Source organism: Rosistilla carotiformis (genome assembly GCF_007753095.1).
Classification (GTDB): Bacteria; Planctomycetota; Planctomycetia; order Pirellulales; family Pirellulaceae; genus Rosistilla; species Rosistilla carotiformis.
On the sequence record NZ_CP036348.1, the window covers coordinates 3589077 to 3607513 of the forward strand.

10 protein-coding genes are annotated in these 18437 nt (G+C 57.9%); 3 read left to right on the forward strand and 7 right to left on the reverse strand.

What is annotated here, in order from left to right:
- Positions 1–5: 5 nt before the first annotated feature.
- The 3 genes from Poly24_RS12980 to Poly24_RS12990 all read right to left on the reverse strand — a co-directional run bounded on the left by Poly24_RS12980 (position 6) and on the right by Poly24_RS12990 (position 5094).
- A complete protein-coding gene (locus Poly24_RS12980; RefSeq protein WP_145095737.1) occupies positions 6–3152 on the reverse strand; it encodes an efflux RND transporter permease subunit in 3147 nt (1048 codons plus the stop codon).
- Positions 3149–4429 carry an efflux RND transporter periplasmic adaptor subunit gene (locus tag Poly24_RS12985; protein WP_231753641.1) on the reverse strand — a complete coding sequence of 427 codons (1281 nt, stop codon included), beginning with the start codon at positions 4427–4429 and terminating at the stop codon, positions 3149–3151. Before Poly24_RS12985 ends, Poly24_RS12980 begins: the two co-directional genes overlap by 4 nt.
- A gap of 182 nt (positions 4430–4611) precedes the next feature.
- Positions 4612–5094, reverse strand: coding sequence for a MarR family winged helix-turn-helix transcriptional regulator (locus tag Poly24_RS12990; RefSeq protein WP_145095740.1), 483 nt, complete (start codon positions 5092–5094; stop codon positions 4612–4614).
- 415 nt (positions 5095–5509) lie between these two features.
- Between Poly24_RS12990 and Poly24_RS12995 the strand changes: the two genes are divergently transcribed.
- The 3 genes from Poly24_RS12995 to Poly24_RS13005 all read left to right on the forward strand — a co-directional run bounded on the left by Poly24_RS12995 (position 5510) and on the right by Poly24_RS13005 (position 8121).
- Positions 5510–6094 (forward strand): peroxiredoxin family protein, encoded by a 585-nt coding sequence (locus tag Poly24_RS12995; RefSeq protein WP_145095743.1) that lies wholly within the window; start codon positions 5510–5512, stop codon positions 6092–6094.
- A 512-nt stretch (positions 6095–6606) separates the two neighbouring features.
- The gene (locus Poly24_RS13000; RefSeq protein ID WP_145095746.1) at positions 6607–6975 is read left to right on the forward strand and encodes a hypothetical protein; all 369 of its coding nucleotides are present in this window, start codon (positions 6607–6609) and stop codon (positions 6973–6975) included.
- Between the two features lie 216 nt (positions 6976–7191).
- Entirely contained in the window at positions 7192–8121 is a 930-nt protein-coding gene (locus tag Poly24_RS13005) for a DUF1559 family PulG-like putative transporter (RefSeq protein WP_231753607.1), read from the forward strand.
- Positions 8122–8312: 191 nt separating this feature from the next.
- Here Poly24_RS13005 and Poly24_RS13010 read toward each other — a convergent pair whose 3' ends face one another.
- The 4 genes from Poly24_RS13010 to Poly24_RS13025 are packed head-to-tail and all read right to left on the reverse strand — an operon-like array spanning position 8313 to position 18389.
- Entirely contained in the window at positions 8313–9677 is a 1365-nt protein-coding gene (locus tag Poly24_RS13010; RefSeq protein ID WP_145095753.1) for a coiled-coil domain-containing protein, read from the reverse strand.
- Positions 9674–15919, reverse strand: a complete 6246-nt coding sequence (locus Poly24_RS13015) for a protein kinase domain-containing protein (RefSeq protein WP_145095755.1) — start codon at positions 15917–15919, stop codon at positions 9674–9676. Before Poly24_RS13015 ends, Poly24_RS13010 begins: the two co-directional genes overlap by 4 nt.
- Positions 15916–16554 carry a 4Fe-4S single cluster domain-containing protein gene (locus Poly24_RS13020; RefSeq protein ID WP_197452542.1) on the reverse strand — a complete coding sequence of 213 codons (639 nt, stop codon included), beginning with the start codon at positions 16552–16554 and terminating at the stop codon, positions 15916–15918. Before Poly24_RS13020 ends, Poly24_RS13015 begins: the two co-directional genes overlap by 4 nt.
- The gene (locus tag Poly24_RS13025; protein ID WP_197452543.1) at positions 16551–18389 is read right to left on the reverse strand and encodes an AAA family ATPase; all 1839 of its coding nucleotides are present in this window, start codon (positions 18387–18389) and stop codon (positions 16551–16553) included. The genes Poly24_RS13020 and Poly24_RS13025 overlap by 4 nt, the downstream gene beginning before the upstream one ends.
- Positions 18390–18437: the final 48 nt, after the last annotated feature.

The window sequence follows — 18437 nt, forward strand, 5'->3', positions numbered from 1 at the left end:
GAACCTCAAGTGGTTTCAGCCACCCGTTTCCTGCCAAACCGACGCAGCAGAACGTAGAAGACTGGAGTCAAAAACAGACCAAACAGCGTCACGCCCAACATCCCGCCGAAGACGGCGGTTCCGAGCACACGGCGCATTTCGTAACCAGCACCGGTTGCAATCAACAACGGCACAACACCCAGGATAAACGAAAACGCGGTCATGAGAATCGGACGCAAACGCAACCGGCAGGCGGCGACCGCGGCTTCGAAACGATCCTTGCCCGCATCCTCTTCCGCCTTGGCAAATTCGACGATCAGAATCGCGTTTTTACACGCCAATCCAATCAATACGATAAAGCCGATCTGGGTGAGGATGTTGTTGTCCATATCGCGGAACCAGACGCCGACCAATGCGAACAGCAAGCACAACGGCACGATCAGGATGATCGCCAACGGCAACAACCAGCTCTCGTATTGAGCGGCCAACGCCAGGAAGACGAACAAAACCGCCAAGGGGAACAGGAACACGATCGTGTTGCCGGCCTGCTTCTCTTGAAACGCAATTTCGGTCCATTCGTAACCGAAGCCCGGCGGAAGCAGTTCTTCAGCAAGCTCCTCCATCGTTTGCAGCGATTGTCCGGTACTGAATCCAGGAACCGTGGTGCCGTTCAAATCGGCTGCCGGATAGAGATTAAAGCGGACCAAACGGTCGGGACCTGCGACCTGCGAGACGTTCACGACCGAACCCAGCGAAACGGTTGCACCGCCAGCACTGCGGGTTCGCATGTGCAAAATATCGCTGGCATCGTCGCGGAATTCCGGTTCGGCTTGCGCCGTCACCCGATAGGTACGCCCCAGGAAGTTGAAGTCGTTGACGTAGACCGATCCGAGATAGATCTGCAGCGCTTCGAAGATGTTGTTGACCGGAACGTCCAACATCTGGGCCTTCGTGCGGTCGACGTCGGCATAGACTTGCGGAACGTTCATGTGCAGGTTGGTGAAGACCTGCGCGACGCCGGGCTGCTGGTTGGCAGCGGCCAACATCGTGCCCGTCACTTCGTTCAGCGCTTCGACACCCGCGCCGCTGCGGTCTTGGACATACATCTTAAATCCACCACCACGGCCGATACCGCGAATAGGCGGCGGCGGGATGATGAAAATCTGAGCTTCGTTGATGCTCGAAACCTCTCGCCGCATGTCGGCAACGATCTCGTGGATACCACGCCCTCGCGCCGCCCGTTCCTTCGCGTCTTCAAGTGGCAGGAAGGTCACCGCCGCGTTGGGACTGATCGTGAATGTCGCACCCGAGAGTCCCGCGATACCGACAGCGTGTGCCACACCGTCGATCTTGCCTCCAATTTCGGCAACGCGTTTGACCACTTCATCGGTCCGCGACAACGACGCACCATCGGGTAAACGGATGCTGACGATCACATAACCTTGATCCTGATCCGGAATAAAGCCCGTTGGCACTAAGCCAAAACTGAGCCCGGTACAAACCAGCAGAACAAGATAGAGCACGATGGCAAAGCCACTCTTTTCCACAAGCCGACCAATCACGGCGGCGTAGGCGTTGCTGGTGACATCAAACGTTCGATTGAACAGGCGAGCGAACCATCCGAAGGTGACGTGTCCCAACTTCGAAAGCCCATGCTTTTCCTCGCCTTTGGGACGCAACAACAGCGCGCACAGGGCGGGACTGAGCGTCAGCGATACGAAGGTTGAAATCGCGGTAGAGATCGAAATCGTTAGGGCAAACTGCTGATAGAACTGGCCGCTGATTCCCGGCACAAAGACCGTCGGCACAAAGACCGCGATCAAAACAAGGGTCGTTGCGATCAGAGCCGAACCGACCTCGTCCATCGCCTTGTGTGTCGCTTCGCGGGGCGAGAGCCCTTCGGCGATCAGACGTTCTACGTTTTCCACCACCACGATCGCATCGTCGACAACAATACCGATCGCCAACACCAATCCAAACAGCGATAACGTGTTGAGCGTCACGCCGATGAACTGCATCACGGCAAACGTACCGATCAAAGAGATCGGAATCGCGATCACGGGAATGATCGTCGGTCGCCATCCGTGCAGGAACAGGAAGACCGTGAAGACAACAAACACGGTGGTGATCAACAGCGTTTCGAAAACCTCGTTGATCGACTCCTCGACGTAGTCGGTTGGGTTGTAGGCGATTTCGTAGCCCATTCCGTCGGGGAAGTCTTCGCCCATTTCCGCCATCACGCGCTTGACTTCATTCGCCGTGTCGACCGCGTTGGTTCCAGGGCGTTGATAGATCAAAACGGCGATGGCTGGCTTGCCATCGAGGTAGCTGCGCCGCGAATAGTCTTGAGCTCCCAGTTCGATTCGCGCCACGTCGCGTAGCCGAGTCACACGGCCGGCATCGCCTCGCTTGACGATGATGTCACCAAATTCTTCGGTTTCGATCAAGCGTCCTTGAGTCGTCACGTTCAATTGGAAATCGCCGGTGTCGTCGTTCGGCGGCTGCCCGATCACGCCCGCGGCGACCTGGACGTTTTGGCCGCGAATCGCCGCCACGACGTCGCCCGCGGTCAGATCGACGTGGGTCATCTTTTCGATGTCCAGCCAGACCCGCATCGCGTATTCGTTACCGCCCGCGATACGGATTTCACCGACTCCGTCCAGCCGCATCAGCGCGTCGCGAATCCGGAGGAAGGCGAAGTTACTGATGTATAGCTGGTCGCGACTGTTGTCGGGAGAGTTCAAGTGAACGACCATCAACATGTCGGGAATCTGTTTCTGCGTCGTGATCCCGATCTGGCGAACCTGTTCGGGTAAACGCGTCTCCGCGATCGAGACGCGGTTCTGAACCAGGACCTGAGCGTCATCGACATCGGTGCCGAGTTTGAACGTCACCGTCAGCTGCATCGTGCCATCGGAGCTGGACGACGATTCCATGTACAACATGTCGTCGACGCCATTCATCTCCTGTTCGATCGGTGTCGCCACGGTATCGGCGATCACTTGCGGTGTTGCACCGGGATAGGTCGCTCGGACCAAAACCGTCGGCGGGGCGACGCTCGGATATTGGGAGACGGGGAGCGTTAGGTAGGTGATTCCACCCACCAATACGATCAAAAACGACAGGACTGCCGCAAAGATCGGTCGTTCAATAAAGAAGTGAGGGAATTTCATGAGGACACCTCACCGGAAGCGACCGCCACGGGCAATTTATCGGGAGTCGGTGAGATCCATTCTTCCGGCGGTACCGGCTGGTAATCGTCGGGCAGTCCGTCCTCGACGACTTCGATGGTTCCTTCGACGGTCTTCACTTTCAGATCGGGGCGTGCTTGCAGCAGGCCTTCGATGACCAGTGTTTCATCGCCGACCAATCCTTCGCGGATGACCCGCAGCCCGTCGACGATCGGCCCCGTCTTAATTGCTCGCCGTTTAATCATGTCGCCGTCAACCACATAGACATACTGCGTCGATTGATCGGTACCAATCGCCGAATCGGGAATCAAAACCGCTTGTTTTGCCGCGCTGCCGGGGATGCGAATCCGGCCGAACATACCGGGCAACAACAGATTGTCTTCGTTGGGAAAGACGCAACGGGCACGCATGCTGGCCGTGTTGGCGTCGAATCGGTTGTCGACAAAGTCCATGTGCCCGTGATGCGGAAACCCCTGTTCATCGACCAAACCTAAGAAAACCGGATTTTTGGCAACCCGGGAACTCTCGCGTTCACCTGATCGTGCCAGTCGAGAATATTTCAGAACGTCCTGTTCGTTGGCGTCGAAGACGCAGTAGATCGGGTTCATCGATGTGATCGTGGTCAGCAGCGACGAGGTCGACGAACCACCGGCGATCAAGTTCCCCTCGGTGACATACTGACGGCTGATCCGTCCGGTCACTGGAGCAGTGATTTGGGTGTACTGCAGATTCAGCTCCGCTGTTTCCACGCCAGCTTGTGCGACTTCGATCGCGACCTCGGCGGTGGCATGAGCTGCTTCGGCGGAACTAATTCCTGCCTGAACGCCTTCGATGTCCGCTTTGGCTTGCAGGAATTCGGCTTCGCGTTCGTCCAGCTCTTCCTGCGACGCGGCGCTCTGTCGTGTCAGCGTTTGCGTTCGCTTGTATCGCAAACTGGCAAGCTCCAACTTGGCTTCGGACTGCAACGCGCGAGCCTTCGCCTCGTTGATCATCGCTGCGGTCTGCTTCAACTGCGATTGGGATTGTCGCAGTCGCGCCTTCGCCGCGTTGAGTTCGGCCTGGAAGGGACGCGGGTCGATCGTGAACAACAGATCGCCCGCCTGGACAACTTGCCCTTCGTCAAAATAGATCGACTGAAGATATCCGCCAACGCGGGCCCGGATCTCGACGAAATCGACTGCTTCCAACCGGCCGGTGTACGCATCCCATTCGACGATTTGTTTCGTGACCGGTGATGCCACGGTCACGGTTTGCACCATCGCCGGAGGCTTTCCCGCAGGCTGTTTTTTGCAACCGGTAACCAATACCGCGGCCAGCATGAACAGAAACGCCACTTGCAGCGGCATTGGGTGCCGTGCGGGAGCGAAACTCCAAAAGAGTCGCGATTCCCGATTCGTCAACGATTTAGACACGTTGTCTCCAATTCCCCAAATATTTTGATTTAAGAGGGCAGTTTGTCGTATTCGACAAACGATTCCCTTACCTTTTCCGCTAGCCCAATCAGGCTCTTCAATTCCGTCGAATTCAGTTTGGCAAACAGGTCCGTCTCCATGCCATTGAGTGGTTTCATCGCTGTGTCGGCCAGCTTTCGGCCCGCCTTGGTGATCCGCACGTGCACCACGCGGCGATCTTCATCGCATCGCTCTCGCTGCACCAGACCTTGGTTTTCCAAGTGATCGACCAGCGAAGTGATCGCCGGGACGACTTGAATCATCCGATCGCCAATCTCGCCACACGTCAGCGGCCGGTCGGCCAATATCAGATTCCGCAACACGTTGAACCGCGATAGCGTCAGCCCGTGCTCGCGAAAGTAACGAGACAGTCGAACTTCCAACTGGTCGCCAATGCGCAGCAGGTTTAGCAACGCTTCTTGCTGAAGCGAGACAAACGGGATGGGACGATGGAGTTCTTCCTGCAGCTTCATGCGATCTTTTTACTGATTGCAAGGACGTGTATCTGTCAATAGCTTACTAGTGAGATATTATGCGTCAAGAGTTACTTCCAAGCGTTCCATTTTGCATTGGCCCAGCGAAACGCCACCTTGCGAATCCAAAGGTGGGCCAAACGCGGGGGGGCTGGGACGTGACTCAATCGGCTTCGGTGGGGAGGTCGGAATCGGGCGGGGTTAAGCGATCGGCTGTCAACGCAGGTTGCCAACTGTCAATTCACGCGATCGCCAGGGGGCGACAGGGAATTGATTTTTCGATGACCTGAGTCGCGTTGGCTTCACATGGTCGACCGGTACAGTCACAATCTATGGGCAGTATACGTCATCGGCAAGCCTCGGGTTCTCGCTGTTTGCCGTCCCCCCAACTCTCAATGAACGAGGTGTGAAGTTCATGCAAATCTTGCAAAAAATGACGATGATGGCTCTGATTGCGGTTTTGATTCCTGCAACCGTGCAGGCCGAATCGCCCGCCCCCGTGCAGGCCGCCAAGAAAACGCTGGCGGTTGGCCAAACCGCCAAGGACTTTCAACTGAAGTCCGTCGGCGGAGAGCTGTCGGGCGAAGTTAAATTGAGCGACGTGAACGCCGATGGCAAGGTCGTTGTGGTGGTTTTGCGAGGTTTTCCCGGTAAGCAGTGCCCCGCCTGTTCGGCGCAGGTAGGCGATTTTGTCAAAAACGCAAGCAAGTTTGCTGCCAAGAACGCCAAGGTGTTGTTGATCTATCCCGGTCCGAAATCGCAGCTCGATCAACGCGCTGGCGAATTTCTGCAAGGGACCAAGCTTCCCACGCCGCTCACCTTCCTCTTGGATCCAGGCTATACCTTCACCGATGCCTACGGCCTGCGTTGGGACGCGCCGCGCGAGACAGCCTATCCAACGACGCTGGTCCTCGATGAATCGGGCGAGATCCAGTTCGTTAAGATCAGCGAAACCCATCGCGGTCGCGCTTCAGCCGCAGAAGTTCTCGAAGCGCTATAAGAACGGTTCGTTCGAGAATCAGCATCGGCGTGGTTCTGCGTAGCGGATCTTTGGACCAACCGTTGGCGAATCCACGCCAACGGCACGCCAAGGTCCCGCGTTTTTTGTGCCTCGCGGAATGAGCAGGTTCTCAATCGGCTTGGTTCCCTGGCGTGGGAATATGAATTCTTGACGCATCGAGTCCCATCACGGACTTCATTGTGTGCAGTAGGCCGATGTTGGAACAGCCAACTTCGGCTGTTGAAGTTTGAATTTGAAGGATGGTTCCCGCCAGAATGACGCGACGCCGTTGGCTTAACGCGGTTGTCGGTAGTTTTTTGATCCTGCTGATCGCAGCGGGATCGTTTCTGACTCCCGGCGTTCGACATACGCATCACGGGGGGGACCATGCGCATTCCCATTCGATGCCGCATGCCCATCCGCACGATCACGGTCATCACCACGTCCACCGCGATCATTCCCATCCGCACTCCCATCCTCATGGCTCGTCCGCTTCATCCCACTCCGACTCGATGAAATCGGAAGCTGCGACCGAAATCCACTCGGTCGCCTCGCACGTCCACATTTCGTTTCTCGGCTTCGAATGGGTGCTTCCCGATTTCAGTAGCCCCGCGCCGGCCGATGATGCCGACCGGACGATCGCTTATCCATCGCAAACCGTTGGCGGCCAGACGACCGAGATAGGCTCCGCGTTGACGTTTGCCCAGTGGCTGAACCTCTGCTTCTTGATCGGCGGTCCGCTACCGGTGCCGACGAGGGTGATTCCGGACGATGGATCTTCGTTTCTGCACGATCCTGAAATCGGCTGTGCAAGTCGTTCGCGCGACGCCCCTGTCGTTCCGCCTCCTGAGTTCTCTGGCTTCCGGTTCTTCGTTGCCTAATTTTTTAGACGCGAAGCAACATCTCTCGCCATAGTTTCTTTCCCTTTTCCGATCCGTCCTAACATTTGGTTGGACGGTTGCGCTGACGGTGCATTTCGAAGTTGCATGTTGCGGCTTGCGAGTTCACAGGTTCGCTCGGAACCTCGTTTTTAGAATCAAGCCGCTAACGGCGGTGCGCTCAAATTGCGCCCACCCGCGGCCACTCAGGAGATATCCGTGTTTTCCAGTTACCGAACCCCGCGTCCCACACGTGGATTTACCTTAGTTGAACTGTTGGTCGTGATTGCGATCATCGGCGTTTTGGTTGGCTTGTTGTTGCCAGCCGTCCAACAGGCCCGCGAGGCCGCTCGCCGGTTCTCGTGCAAGAACAACCTGAAGCAACTCGCCCTTGGGCTCCACAATTACGAATCAACTTTCGGATTGTTGGCCCCGGGCTATTTGCACAAGTTCGATGCAACCGGCGCCGGCGCCAACCAGATGGGCGCTGCATGGGGCTGTTTGATCTTGCCTCAAATCGAACAACAGAACCTTCACGATCAGTTCGATTTCAACATTCCGATGTTTGATGTTCGCAACCGTCTTCCCCGGGAAGAGTCGCTTCCCGTTTTCTTGTGTCCATCGGATCCATTCTCCGAAGGCAACTTTGTCGTTCGCGACGACAGCGCGTCGCCAATCGAACAGTATGCGGCGGGCAGCTACGCCGCGAACTGGGGCCCTTCCACCGAAGCGGTCGACCTCGACGATACGCCCTTGCAAAGTCGGGGCGTCTTCTATCGAAACAGTGCGACCCGGTTTCGCGATATCACCGATGGTGTCTCGAACACGCTGTTCTTAGGCGAACGGACGAACGGTCCGTTGCCCGGCACCACCGTGGGCGGACACGCATACTTCGAAACCGCTTGGTCGGCCGCGGTCCGTGAAATCACCGAACTGACCGACGACCATGGGCACATGGTTCTGTTTGAAACGCAGTTCCGTCCCAACCAGCTCGGCACCGATGACAAAGGGTTGTCAGCCCCTCATGCCGGGATCGGCCAGTTTGTGATCGCCGATGGTTCGGTCCGATCGATCAATGAAACGATCGAGGAAGCTGTCTACAACGCCTTGGGAACACGCGGCGGTGGCGAAGTGGTCGGAGAGTTTTGATGGACGCATCGGTCGTCTGAAGGCTCGACGTCACCGACAGCGCTGGAGTGGAGGCTTCAGCCGAACTTCTTAAGGTGCGCTTCGGTCGCCTAAAGGCTCGACTCCAGCAAGAGCACTGGAGTCGAGGCTTCATCCGATGTCTATCGCTCGGTCGTCGCCTGAAGGCTCGACTCCAACCGGATCGATCCCATTCACGGACGCTTTGGTTGTTGGTGTCGTTCCTGATGCTTGACCGTTGTCTCGATTTGCGATCGCCGTTCATCCGTCTTGGGGATGACGGCGATCGGCGTCGATCCGATCGGACGGGCGGTGAGCACCTTCGTTTCCAAACCCCGCCGGTCCAGCGCGCCAAGCACTTCCGCATGCGACTTGCACCACGTGGTTTCCATTTCAACATCGCGTTGCTGCTGCATGGCGTTGCTGGAACCTGGTTCGCCGAAACGAACGAGCTGTGTCTTTAATCGATCGCCAGCGACCGTGCTAAGCTCGACGGCATAGTCTTGGCTGCCCGGAGCCTGGACGACGACCTTGCCATCTTCGGCCCAGCCGGTCGCCATCGATTCGCGGACGTCGTAGCCCATCGATTGCAGGACCGACAGGATCGCCGCGCGACTCGCATCCCGATCGATCCGCTTCGCTTCCGCTTCGGTCCACGCGGCGACTTCGGCTTGCAATTCGGCGATGTCCGCAGTTTCGTCTCCGCGAGCACGCTCGATCTGTTGCCGCAGCGAATCCGCGTAGGTGTCGAACGCAGCCAGTTCCGCGTCCAACGCGTCGAGAAGCTCGGCCCGTCGTTCCAACCCTCGCCGCCGATCGAGTTCTTCGCCCAGCTGGATGATCAACGAATCGGTCTGTAATCGCTGTCGAGCGGCGTCGTCGATTTGGCGAACTTCCGCGATCCGCGTCAGCCATGGCGAAGCATCGCCAAGACCGTCGAGAACGCAGACCTTCGCCGCCAGTTGTTCCAACCGTTCGTCCGCCGACGATTTTTCAGCCGGTTGCGCCGCGAGCCAATCGGTGACCGAAATCGTTCCATGTGATCCCGCCAAAGAATCGGTGACGTCTTGCAAATCGGCGTCAGCTTGCCGCTGCGATTCCGTAGCCAACGCGTCCAATGCGATCTGCAATTGGAACTCGTCCGGCTTGGCCAACAGATTCGCTTTCATCGTCGCGAGGTTTGCCGTTTCGAGCCGCAAGACCGTCGCTGCGATTGCGTCCTCGATCGAACGCTGCCGAGCTAGACGCTCGGCAACCGAGGCGACACGTTGTTCTTCGATATTCGATTTCAATTGCAACGCCGATTCCAACGTTGCGTTTGCTTGATCGAGTATCGCATCCAAGGATCGCGGCAATGCCGTCGCTTCCCGGTCGGCGTCAAGGCGCGTTAGCGAAGCGGTCAACGAATCGAAGACTCGGCGAAGCGTCTCGTTCTCGGTGGCTTCAAGCATCGCTTCGGTCTTGCGAAACTGTTTTTCGATTTGATGTCGCAGCTTGCGAAACTCGCGTTCTTGAGCGGCTCGGATCGCCCGAACATCGACAACTTTGGGACCACTCATGCCTCACCTACCGCCTTCTTAACCGCTTCGAGTAATCGTTTCCGCTCCGTCGTTTCGTCGACCAACCACATCCGCGACCAAACCCGGTAGATCGTGGGGACAGTTGCCTTGAGCACATCGCGGCGCCACAACTCGCGGTGCCGCGCGTATTTCAAATCGGGATGGCGTGGCGAATCGCATTCGATGGCGATCGCAAACATGCCATCCTTGGGGCGGCGGATCGCCAGATCGAACCGAAACGCATCGTTCGCCCCAGGGCTTTCTACAACATAGCCTTCGGACTCCAAAAACGATCGGACTTCGATCACGAAGGAGTCCGCGTGCGCATCGGTCAACGATCGCGTGGACCTCCGTGGGCCGAAGGCCCCCAGAATCCGAGTGGCATCGTCGAAGCGAGCATCGGAAACCGCTTTGGCATACATCAAATAGGCTTGCAGGTAGTCGCGAGGCGTTTGCGGGGCGACCAGACTTTGCCGAGTATCGCTGATTCGTTCCAGTGGCATCGACGAATAGATCACCATCCGGTGTTTCGCCCGCGTCGTTGCGACGTTCAACCGCCGTTCGCCACCTTGTTGACCGAGCACGCCAAAATTGCGTCGGAAGCTCCCTTGGGCGTTGTTGCCAAACGTTGTCGAAAAGATCATCCAGTCCCGTTCGTCTCCCTGCACGCTTTCGACGTTCTTGACGAAGAAACCGCAACGCTCGCCGTCCTGCACGCGATTCCGTTGCTGCATCAACGCTTGCCGAAACGCGTCGTCCTGCTCGGCCAACAGCTCCAGTTTGTCTTCGATCAGCTCGGCCTGTTTCAAGTTGAACGTCACCACGCCGATCGTTGGTGTTTCCTCGATCGGCATCGACGCCCAGAGCGTTCGGATCGAATCGACGACCCGATCCGCTTCGATCTCGTTTGATTGGTTCTCATACACACCGGCAACTTCGACAAACTCGATCGGCTTCAACTCAGCCACCTTCTCTGGCGGATGCAGCACCGGAACGCTCAAGCCGTTTTCGTAATAGGCCGCATTGGAGAAATCGATCAGCTGGCGGTACTTCGATCGATAGTGAACGTTCAGCATCACCTTGGGGAAGACCGGCGAGGCGAGTTCCAACAGATCGCCGCAATCTTTCACCTCGCGGCGTTTCCCGCGGCTCTCGATCGCATCCTCCAATTCTTCCCCTTCCAAGTCGGTTGGCGTTTCATCTTCATCGTCAAACGCAGCGGCAAAAAACTTAGCGGGCGGCAATTGTTTTTCATCGCCGCTCACAACGATCGTCTTGCCGCGGTAGATCGCCGGCAGCGCGTATTCGACCGGCAATTGAGACGCTTCGTCGAACACCACTACGTCGAACAATCCCTGCTGCAACGGAAAGATCCTCGATACGGTATCGGGATTGGCCAGCCAGATCGGCCGCATTTGATACAGCCCAAATTCGCGTCCCATGTCGACGGTTTCACGCAGCTTCTTCGCCCGCGGCCCGGTGAACATCAGGATGTCGTCCCAGCGGTTGCGTCGGGCGATCTTGTCGACCGCGGGCAGCTGTGGCACCAAGCGACGGACCGCGTCGCCCAACGCTTTGCAACCGTCTCGAAGCTGTGCCACCTTGCTCTCAAATTCTTCGCGTTCGATCAACAACCAAGGCCATTGTTCCTCTGCATTGGCACGCCACGCCAGCAACGCCTCGCGCTGCACCGTTTGCCGCATCAAATCCCCAGCCGATTCCGGGGGCATCGATTCCCAAACCTCTCGCTTCGGCGCCATCGCCGCCAATACCGACAATTCGACATCAGAGATCGAATCCGATCGCAAGCGGAACGTTTGGAACGCAGCTAACGAATCCCAAGCGGCAACGATGCCATCGGTCGACTGGTTGGTCGGTTCTCCCAATCGCAGCAAACCTGTTACGCGATCGATCCACGCGGTCTCGAACCATGCTTCTAATGGTTGCAGCGTTTCGAGACTCTCATTCCGCAATCGATCCAATCGAACGCCTTGGCCCGCCGCAGTTAAGAATTCACGAATCGCCTTCGAAGTCCCCGATTGAAACGCCAGATGGTAATGATCGCGACAGGGACAGTTGTTCCCCCGATCGATCAGTGCTTTAGCATCCTGCAAGCTTGTCATAAGAGACCGCACCTTGTCGGCAAGCTGCTGCGAAGAGAGATTCACCACGGGAGCATCCAACTGCAACCGCATGCGAGCCTGTTCGTATCCGCGGCAGCCCGCCCGCGCCGCCGATTCGTATTGCAACGCAGCGCCGATTGCGGCGATCTCTTCGGTAACTTGCGCTGCGTCGGAGCCGCAGAACTGCGCAATCCGCGAGACGGCGCCGTGATAGGGGGGCCAAATCTTTCGCAGCCATGAACGCTGCCAACGCGAGACCGTTCGACTGTCATGGTGCAATGCATCGATTTCGGCGTCGGATAACGGAGCGAGCTTCGTACGCAATCGCAACTCACTCTCGGGAGCCGGGTTGGATTGAGCGTCGGCGGCGAGTCCGGACAATCGATGGAGCTCTGCGTCGGCAACTCCACTTTCAAACAGGTCGACCAGTTTTCCCGTCGTCGCCAACGTCGGTTCGGATGTCGCCTCGATAGCCGTTTGATGCTCCGATAGCCAGCCTTCCATTGCACGCATGTCGAACTGGTTGATGTCGACGACGCGCGTCGTTGCGTCCAGCTCTTCGAGTCGCTTCCGTTCACACTCGACAAAAGCATCCAATGCGTGCTGCACCGCGACGATGGTCTCCCGGTCGGCGGAGAACCTTTTTAGTGCATGCAGCCTGCTGTTTTCGTAACGTGCTGCTAACCACAGCGGCGCAAGCGATTGGATCTGATGAGCGATCGCCTTCACCGAAGCTATCGCTAGCGGTTGCAACAGCGGACGGAGCGTTGACACCGAAACCGTGGTGGGCTGATTGCCATGTTCGATCAGATCCGCGATGACCTGTTCGTAGGTCAAACCGCTTTGCAGCACAGGATGCATCATCGCTTCGTGGATGCGATCGAGCTCCGCCTCCAATCGGCCAACCTCTGCCGCCTGTGTCCGATGTTTCGCAGCCGCCGACTCGCGTCCCAATTGCCCGCGAAGCTCCGCCAGTTCCGCCCGCAATCTCGCGAGAAACGGCTTTCGGTCGCGCGATGGATCCCCAATTAAAACGGTTCGATCGCCAAGCCCCGACGATTCCAAGCGATGCCCGACCACCTCCAACGCCGCTTGCTTTTGGCAGACAACCAGGACGGTTTGCCCGCGAGCAACCGCGTCGGCGACGATGTTCACGATCGTCTGACTCTTTCCCGTTCCGGGCGGTCCTTGGATCAAGAGCCCCGGCGGATTCCGGGCTGCAAAAACCGCGGCCTCCTGCGACGGATCGGCTTCGGTGACCAGAAACCGTTGCTCGGTCGGTGGGATTGGCGACGGTTCCACATCTTGGACGCAATCAAGCCGCAGCAACGTCGCCGCGGGTGAGGCATCAAACGGGAGGTTTTGAAGTTTGTCCAATTCGTCGGCTAGTTCCTGGCCGGCAAAGTCGCACTGGAAGATCACGCCGCTGGCGACGACACGGCAATGAACGTCCTTCGGCAACGAAGGCTCTGCTGGCAGCGGGGCCGATTCGGCAAGGACCTGCTCGTGCGAATCGGCGAACAGCGGCTGCAGGACCTCGATCAACTGCTCTCCCGTGATCGCATCGCGACACTGAATTTCAAGCAACGCGTCGGCAAAACGCTGCTTCTTTTCTTGACTCAACAAAACGCCATACGCTGGATTCAATCGGACGCGTTCTTGATCGCGATCCGCGGCGATCCGTAGCGATGTGTTTTGCCCTTCGGCGTAATCCAACTTCACCGGCCACAACAACAATGGAACCAACCGTGGTCGACTCTGCCCCGCATCGACATCTCGACGGACCAGGAAGGGAAACCCTAAATGCAGCGACGAGATCCCGGTATCGCGTTGGTAGTTTTCACAATTGTTCCGCAATCGACGCAGTCGCCGTTGCAGAATCGGATCGCCAGCCAACACGCTCGGGTCGACGCGTGATGGGTTGCCATCGTTTGTGATGATCGCGTCGATCAGCGAATCGGCCGGAATCACTTCGCTGCCCAATTGAGCGACATCGATCCGAGCCGATGACTTGCCAATCTTCAGCGACATCAACGGCCCACGTTGGACGCTCGATAAAACCTTGCGGCGGAAGAAATCCATTAGCAACCGCCAATGTTCGCCCCCCTCCGGCTTCTGCCATCGGTCATCGGGAACACATAAAAGTGCCAACGCTCTGGCCAGTGAGATTCGATGTTCGAATCGGAACGTGTCGGCCCATTGATCCGCGATTGGATAACCGCAGCGAACGAAGTCGGACAAGCGATCGCCAAGAGTTTCAAAAACTTCCCGCCGTCCTTGTTGCAAAGCCAGTCGCGCCGCTTCGCGATCCCAGCACGCGTCGATTCCAGCGGCTTTCGCTTCGCGTTCGGCTTCATCTACCAAGTCTTCCGCCGAACGGAATTCCGATAGTGGAGCGGCCAGCAAGATCAACAGGTCGGCTTCTCCCAACGAGTTCTTCGAGAGTAGATGGGCTAGCGCCGAGTGCCGCGCCTCGGGCCATTCCGACTGACGCTGCGCCCACTTTTCGAAAAGCGTTTCACGAGCGACCACCAGCGACAGGGAATCGAATCTCGCCGGGTCAGTCGGAATCTCTCGTTTCTGTATCATCTGGTTCGCTACTTCGCGTCGCTCGGCGACGTCGACGAACCACAGCTCACGGCTGATCCGCATCAAATGCGACGCGATCGTTCCCTGCAACCAATTCAGGCTGCGAGCCGCCGTCGCCGCAAACGATGATGGCGAGACGATCTCGCCGTCGAAGCAGAGCGGCAGTTGATCATTCATCGCCAACAAGGCCAGCATCAATTGTTGATCGTTGCCCAACGCGTGGTCTTCGACGATCGCGTCCCAGCTTTCTCGAGCGCGATCGTCCAGCTTGCCCTCGGCCAACCAGGTCCCCAGTTCACCGCTGGCCAACTGTGCGACGGCTTCTTGCCAATGTTCGGGCGATGCGGCGGCCAAGGCGTAACGCGCGGCGGACTTGTAGGTCTCGTCCCCCAAGCAAATTGCGGCGCCTTTGTCTTCGGTTCCGAGATCGCTTTCGAAGTAGTGCTGCAGATCCGATTCGCCTGCCAGCCAAGCGTTCACCTGCTGATACCCCCAACGACGAGTATGATCGCGCGTCAACAATCCCTTCAACAACGTCTGCCAGTTGTCGTCGAGATCTTCGGGAATCGGGACCGGTCGGGTTAGGATCAGCAACTGGAACGCGCGTGCATCGATCGCTTCGAACAAACTGCCGCCGGTGAGCCGTTCCAGCAGGGTCACTCCTAGGCTCCACCAATCCGAAGCGAAGGTGCTGATTCCCGCAAAACACTCTGGCGCCGTGTACCGCGACGTCCGTGAATTTGGTGCGACGTGAATTTCTAATTCCGCAACCGCAGCGGCGTTGTAGTTCGACACGACAAGATCGAGCGGCTGCAAAGTCCGCAAGCCAATGTTTGCCGGTTGCAGGTCGCGATGCAGCAAGCCTGCGTCGTGTAGAGCGTTGAGTGCCGTCCCCATTTGATCGACGAAGTCACGGCAAAACGCTTCGTCGAACGAGCTTTCGATCGAGAGATCGGCAAGCGTTTCGTGTTGGCAGGATTCGTAGACTTCAAACGCGCGGCGATCTTGATGGCCAGTCTCGACCAACCGAACGCAACGTGGTGATTCCAGCGACAGCAAGATCGACTGAACCTCTTCGTCGGGTTCGACTCCAATCGGGTAGTGCTTGATAAGTAGCAGGTCTTGCCGATCCGCCGGCTCGCTGCTGAGCATCGGTTCGGCTAGATACCGATCCGCCCGTTCGGCTCCAGGTTCCAGCGTTTGCACAACGCGATAGCGATCGGCAAAAACGAGCGAAGCGTCTACTTCGGTCTGTGCTTCCGCAGATTCGGCCGCCACGTCGCCGCCGCATTCAATGCAAACCAAGTCGTCCGGAAACATTGCGTGTCCGTTGACGCAGCGAGGAGGTTGGGATTGAGGTTCCGTTTCCTCGAGGTGATCCTCCGCGATAGGTGCAGAATGGGGAAGCGTCGCGGCAATCGTGGCAACACTAAAACCACAGCCGTTGCCGCTCGGTCCATCGCCACTGCAATACATCTCCGCCAGATCGTTGGGGTGGCCGCACTTGGGGCAAATCTTGACCAAACTCATCCGCGCACACCATCGAGCAATTGATCGGACGTTCCCGCGGCGAAGCCCATCGCGGCCAATCGCTTGCGAATTTCAGCCATCGCGTTTGGCTTAGGAATTCCCGCGATCCAAACCGTATCGTCATCGAAACAGAGATCCAGGGCCGGCGAGTCATCGAGGCTCGCATATCGCTCCGCCGCCAATGGCGTCAGCAAGTTCATTCGTTGATTGTCCGATCCACGCAGCGGTTGGGTCTGCGGTTGCTTGGCGTCATACGGATCGCTAATCAATACGTCCAGCTTCGATACGATATCGGAATGCCGCGTCCAAAGTACTTCCGCCGAATAGCCGGAGAAGAGCAACACATCGCCCACGTTTTTTGTGCGCCACCAATCGACCAAAGCCGCGACGGCATCGGGTTGGTCAAACGGTTCCCCTCCCGAAATCGTCAGCCCATCGGCCTGGGCAGTCCAAGGAGCCAGGGTTTGCGTCAGTTGATCCAAGCTGATTGGGTCGGTTCCCGCTGCCCAAGTATCGCGGCTGACACATCCGGGGCATTGGATCTGGCAGCCTTGAAACCAGACGCCAACGCGGGTGCCGAATCCCAGCGAATGGATCGGGTAATGAATTCTGCTTATCGATATCGATTGCGTCACGCCAGCTCCACCGTTGTCAAACCATCGCGGTGATCGATCCGCCGCACGATGATCGCGGGCGATTCGGGAGCGTCGAACAACGCCCGGGCCAGCGGGTTGATGAAGTGCGCCTCCAATTGATTGCGGACGCCGCGGCCGCCATTGGAAAGGTCGGCGAGACAAAGCTCTTGCAGCGAACGCCGCGCGGAATCTTCGATATCGATCGGCCGCCCGGTCGCGTTTTCGACCTGCCGCGAAATCCCGGCCAACATCATCTCGAAGATCTCGGCCGCAACATCCTCGCGAATGAAATCGAAGACGACGATATTCTCGCCGATCCGATTCAGAATCTCCGGCCGACCGATCTCCAGCTTAAAGAAACGATCGATCTCGCCGCGGACCTTCGCTTGCATCGACTGCAGGTCGTCGGCGGGTGTCGCGTTGGCGACACGTTTACCCCGATCATCGATCCGATACAGGCCGAGGTTAGACGTGAAGATAAGGAACGCTTCGGAGAAGTAGACACGTTCGCCTCGGCCCGACGTCAGCACGCCGTCGTCGAGGACTTGCAGGAATTTGTCGAGGATCCGCGGGTGGGCTTTTTCGATCTCATCGAACAAAACCACGCTGAATGGTTTCTCTCGGATCGCGTTGGTTAATTCACCGCCGCTGTCATAGCCGACGTAGCCCGGAGGCGCGCCGATCAATCGTTGGTCGGAATGTTCCGCCGCAAATTCGCTCATGTCGAAGCGGATGTAGGCACTCTCGTCGCCGAACAACAGTTCCGTCACGGTCTTCGCCAGTTCGGTCTTTCCGGTTCCGGTCGGGCCGGCCAGAAAAGCAACGCCCCGGGGGCGTCCCGATCGGCCTTCGTTGCCGGAGAGTCCGATCACCGATCGCTTGATGATGTCCAGCATCTTGGTGACCGCGTGATCCTGCCCCTTCAATCGACGAGCGACAAAGCTGTCGGCGTTTGCAATCTTTTCGCGATCCAGCTTGGCCCAAGGATTTTCGGTCACGCCCAGTTTGAAACGACGCACGCCATCGTCCAGGCGATCGATCGGGACCTCTTCGTTGCGACACAGTTCGGTGATCGAAATCATATCCAACAGCATCAAGCCGTGCGTCTGTTCGACCAACGATCGCTCCGCCGCAGCGATCTGTTCTTCGCTGGCCTGACGCGCGCCCGGGATTCCGGGAATCAGACTCTTTGCGATCAGCCCCCGCGTCGTCCGATCGGGGACGGGCAACGTGATCGGTCGCAGACGCGGATTGCCGACGGCAAACCAAGGCGGTAGGTCGCCTTCCTGATCGGCGATCCAAACGATCGGATTAAAGAGCGTACTCGCGTCGGGACCGCAGGGGCGCGCGGCGACATCTAAACTGAGGATCAACGAGGCGGTGAACCAATGGTGTTCGTCGTCGGTCTGTAAATCGGGGCGCACCAGATAACGGGACGAAAAATCGGCGAGCACCGCGATCGGTTCGGGTTCGCTCCGTACGAAGTCGGGAAACAGTTCAAAGAACCTCGCCACACTGGCGGGCGAGTGAAGGTTGTCGTTCCACCTCAGATCGAATCGGTCGCTGAAGAATTTCTGTTCCGCTGCGATGTCGATCCCGCTGACCAAGGGAACGGAGAAGCCGTTCAACGGATCGAAGGCCAGCACGTGGGCGATGCCGCGGCTGCGCAACAGTTCCGCCAGGAAACTTGTCAGCGGCAGCGGCGCGTAGCGCTCGTTGGCGATCGCCCAAGGGTAGCGGTCGCGCACATTGCCGCTCAGCAAAAACTGGCTCTTCAGCGGCAAAAAGCGAGCGAGATCCAACGCCCATCGAGGCAAAGCTTGCGGCGATTCCATACAGCGCATCCTGGCATCAAACCAAAGTCTTCAAAGCCGCTATCGTAC

What these genes read in the sequence shown, in the direction of transcription:
- Poly24_RS13000 (WP_145095746.1), top strand. Translation starts at nt 6,607, where the DNA reads ATGAAATCGGAAGCTGCGACCGAAATCCACTCGGTCGCCTCGCACGTC.
- Poly24_RS13025 (WP_197452543.1), bottom strand. Translation starts at nt 18,389, where the DNA reads ATGGAATCGCCGCAAGCTTTGCCTCGATGGGCGTTGGATCTCGCTCGC.
- Poly24_RS12995 (WP_145095743.1), top strand. Translation starts at nt 5,510, where the DNA reads ATGCAAATCTTGCAAAAAATGACGATGATGGCTCTGATTGCGGTTTTG.
- Poly24_RS12985 (WP_231753641.1), bottom strand. Translation starts at nt 4,429, where the DNA reads ATGGTGCAAACCGTGACCGTGGCATCACCGGTCACGAAACAAATCGTC.
- Poly24_RS13015 (WP_145095755.1), bottom strand. Translation starts at nt 15,919, where the DNA reads ATGAGTTTGGTCAAGATTTGCCCCAAGTGCGGCCACCCCAACGATCTG.
- Poly24_RS12980 (WP_145095737.1), bottom strand. Translation starts at nt 3,152, where the DNA reads ATGAAATTCCCTCACTTCTTTATTGAACGACCGATCTTTGCGGCAGTC.
- Poly24_RS12990 (WP_145095740.1), bottom strand. Translation starts at nt 5,094, where the DNA reads ATGAAGCTGCAGGAAGAACTCCATCGTCCCATCCCGTTTGTCTCGCTT.
- Poly24_RS13010 (WP_145095753.1), bottom strand. Translation starts at nt 9,677, where the DNA reads ATGAGTGGTCCCAAAGTTGTCGATGTTCGGGCGATCCGAGCCGCTCAA.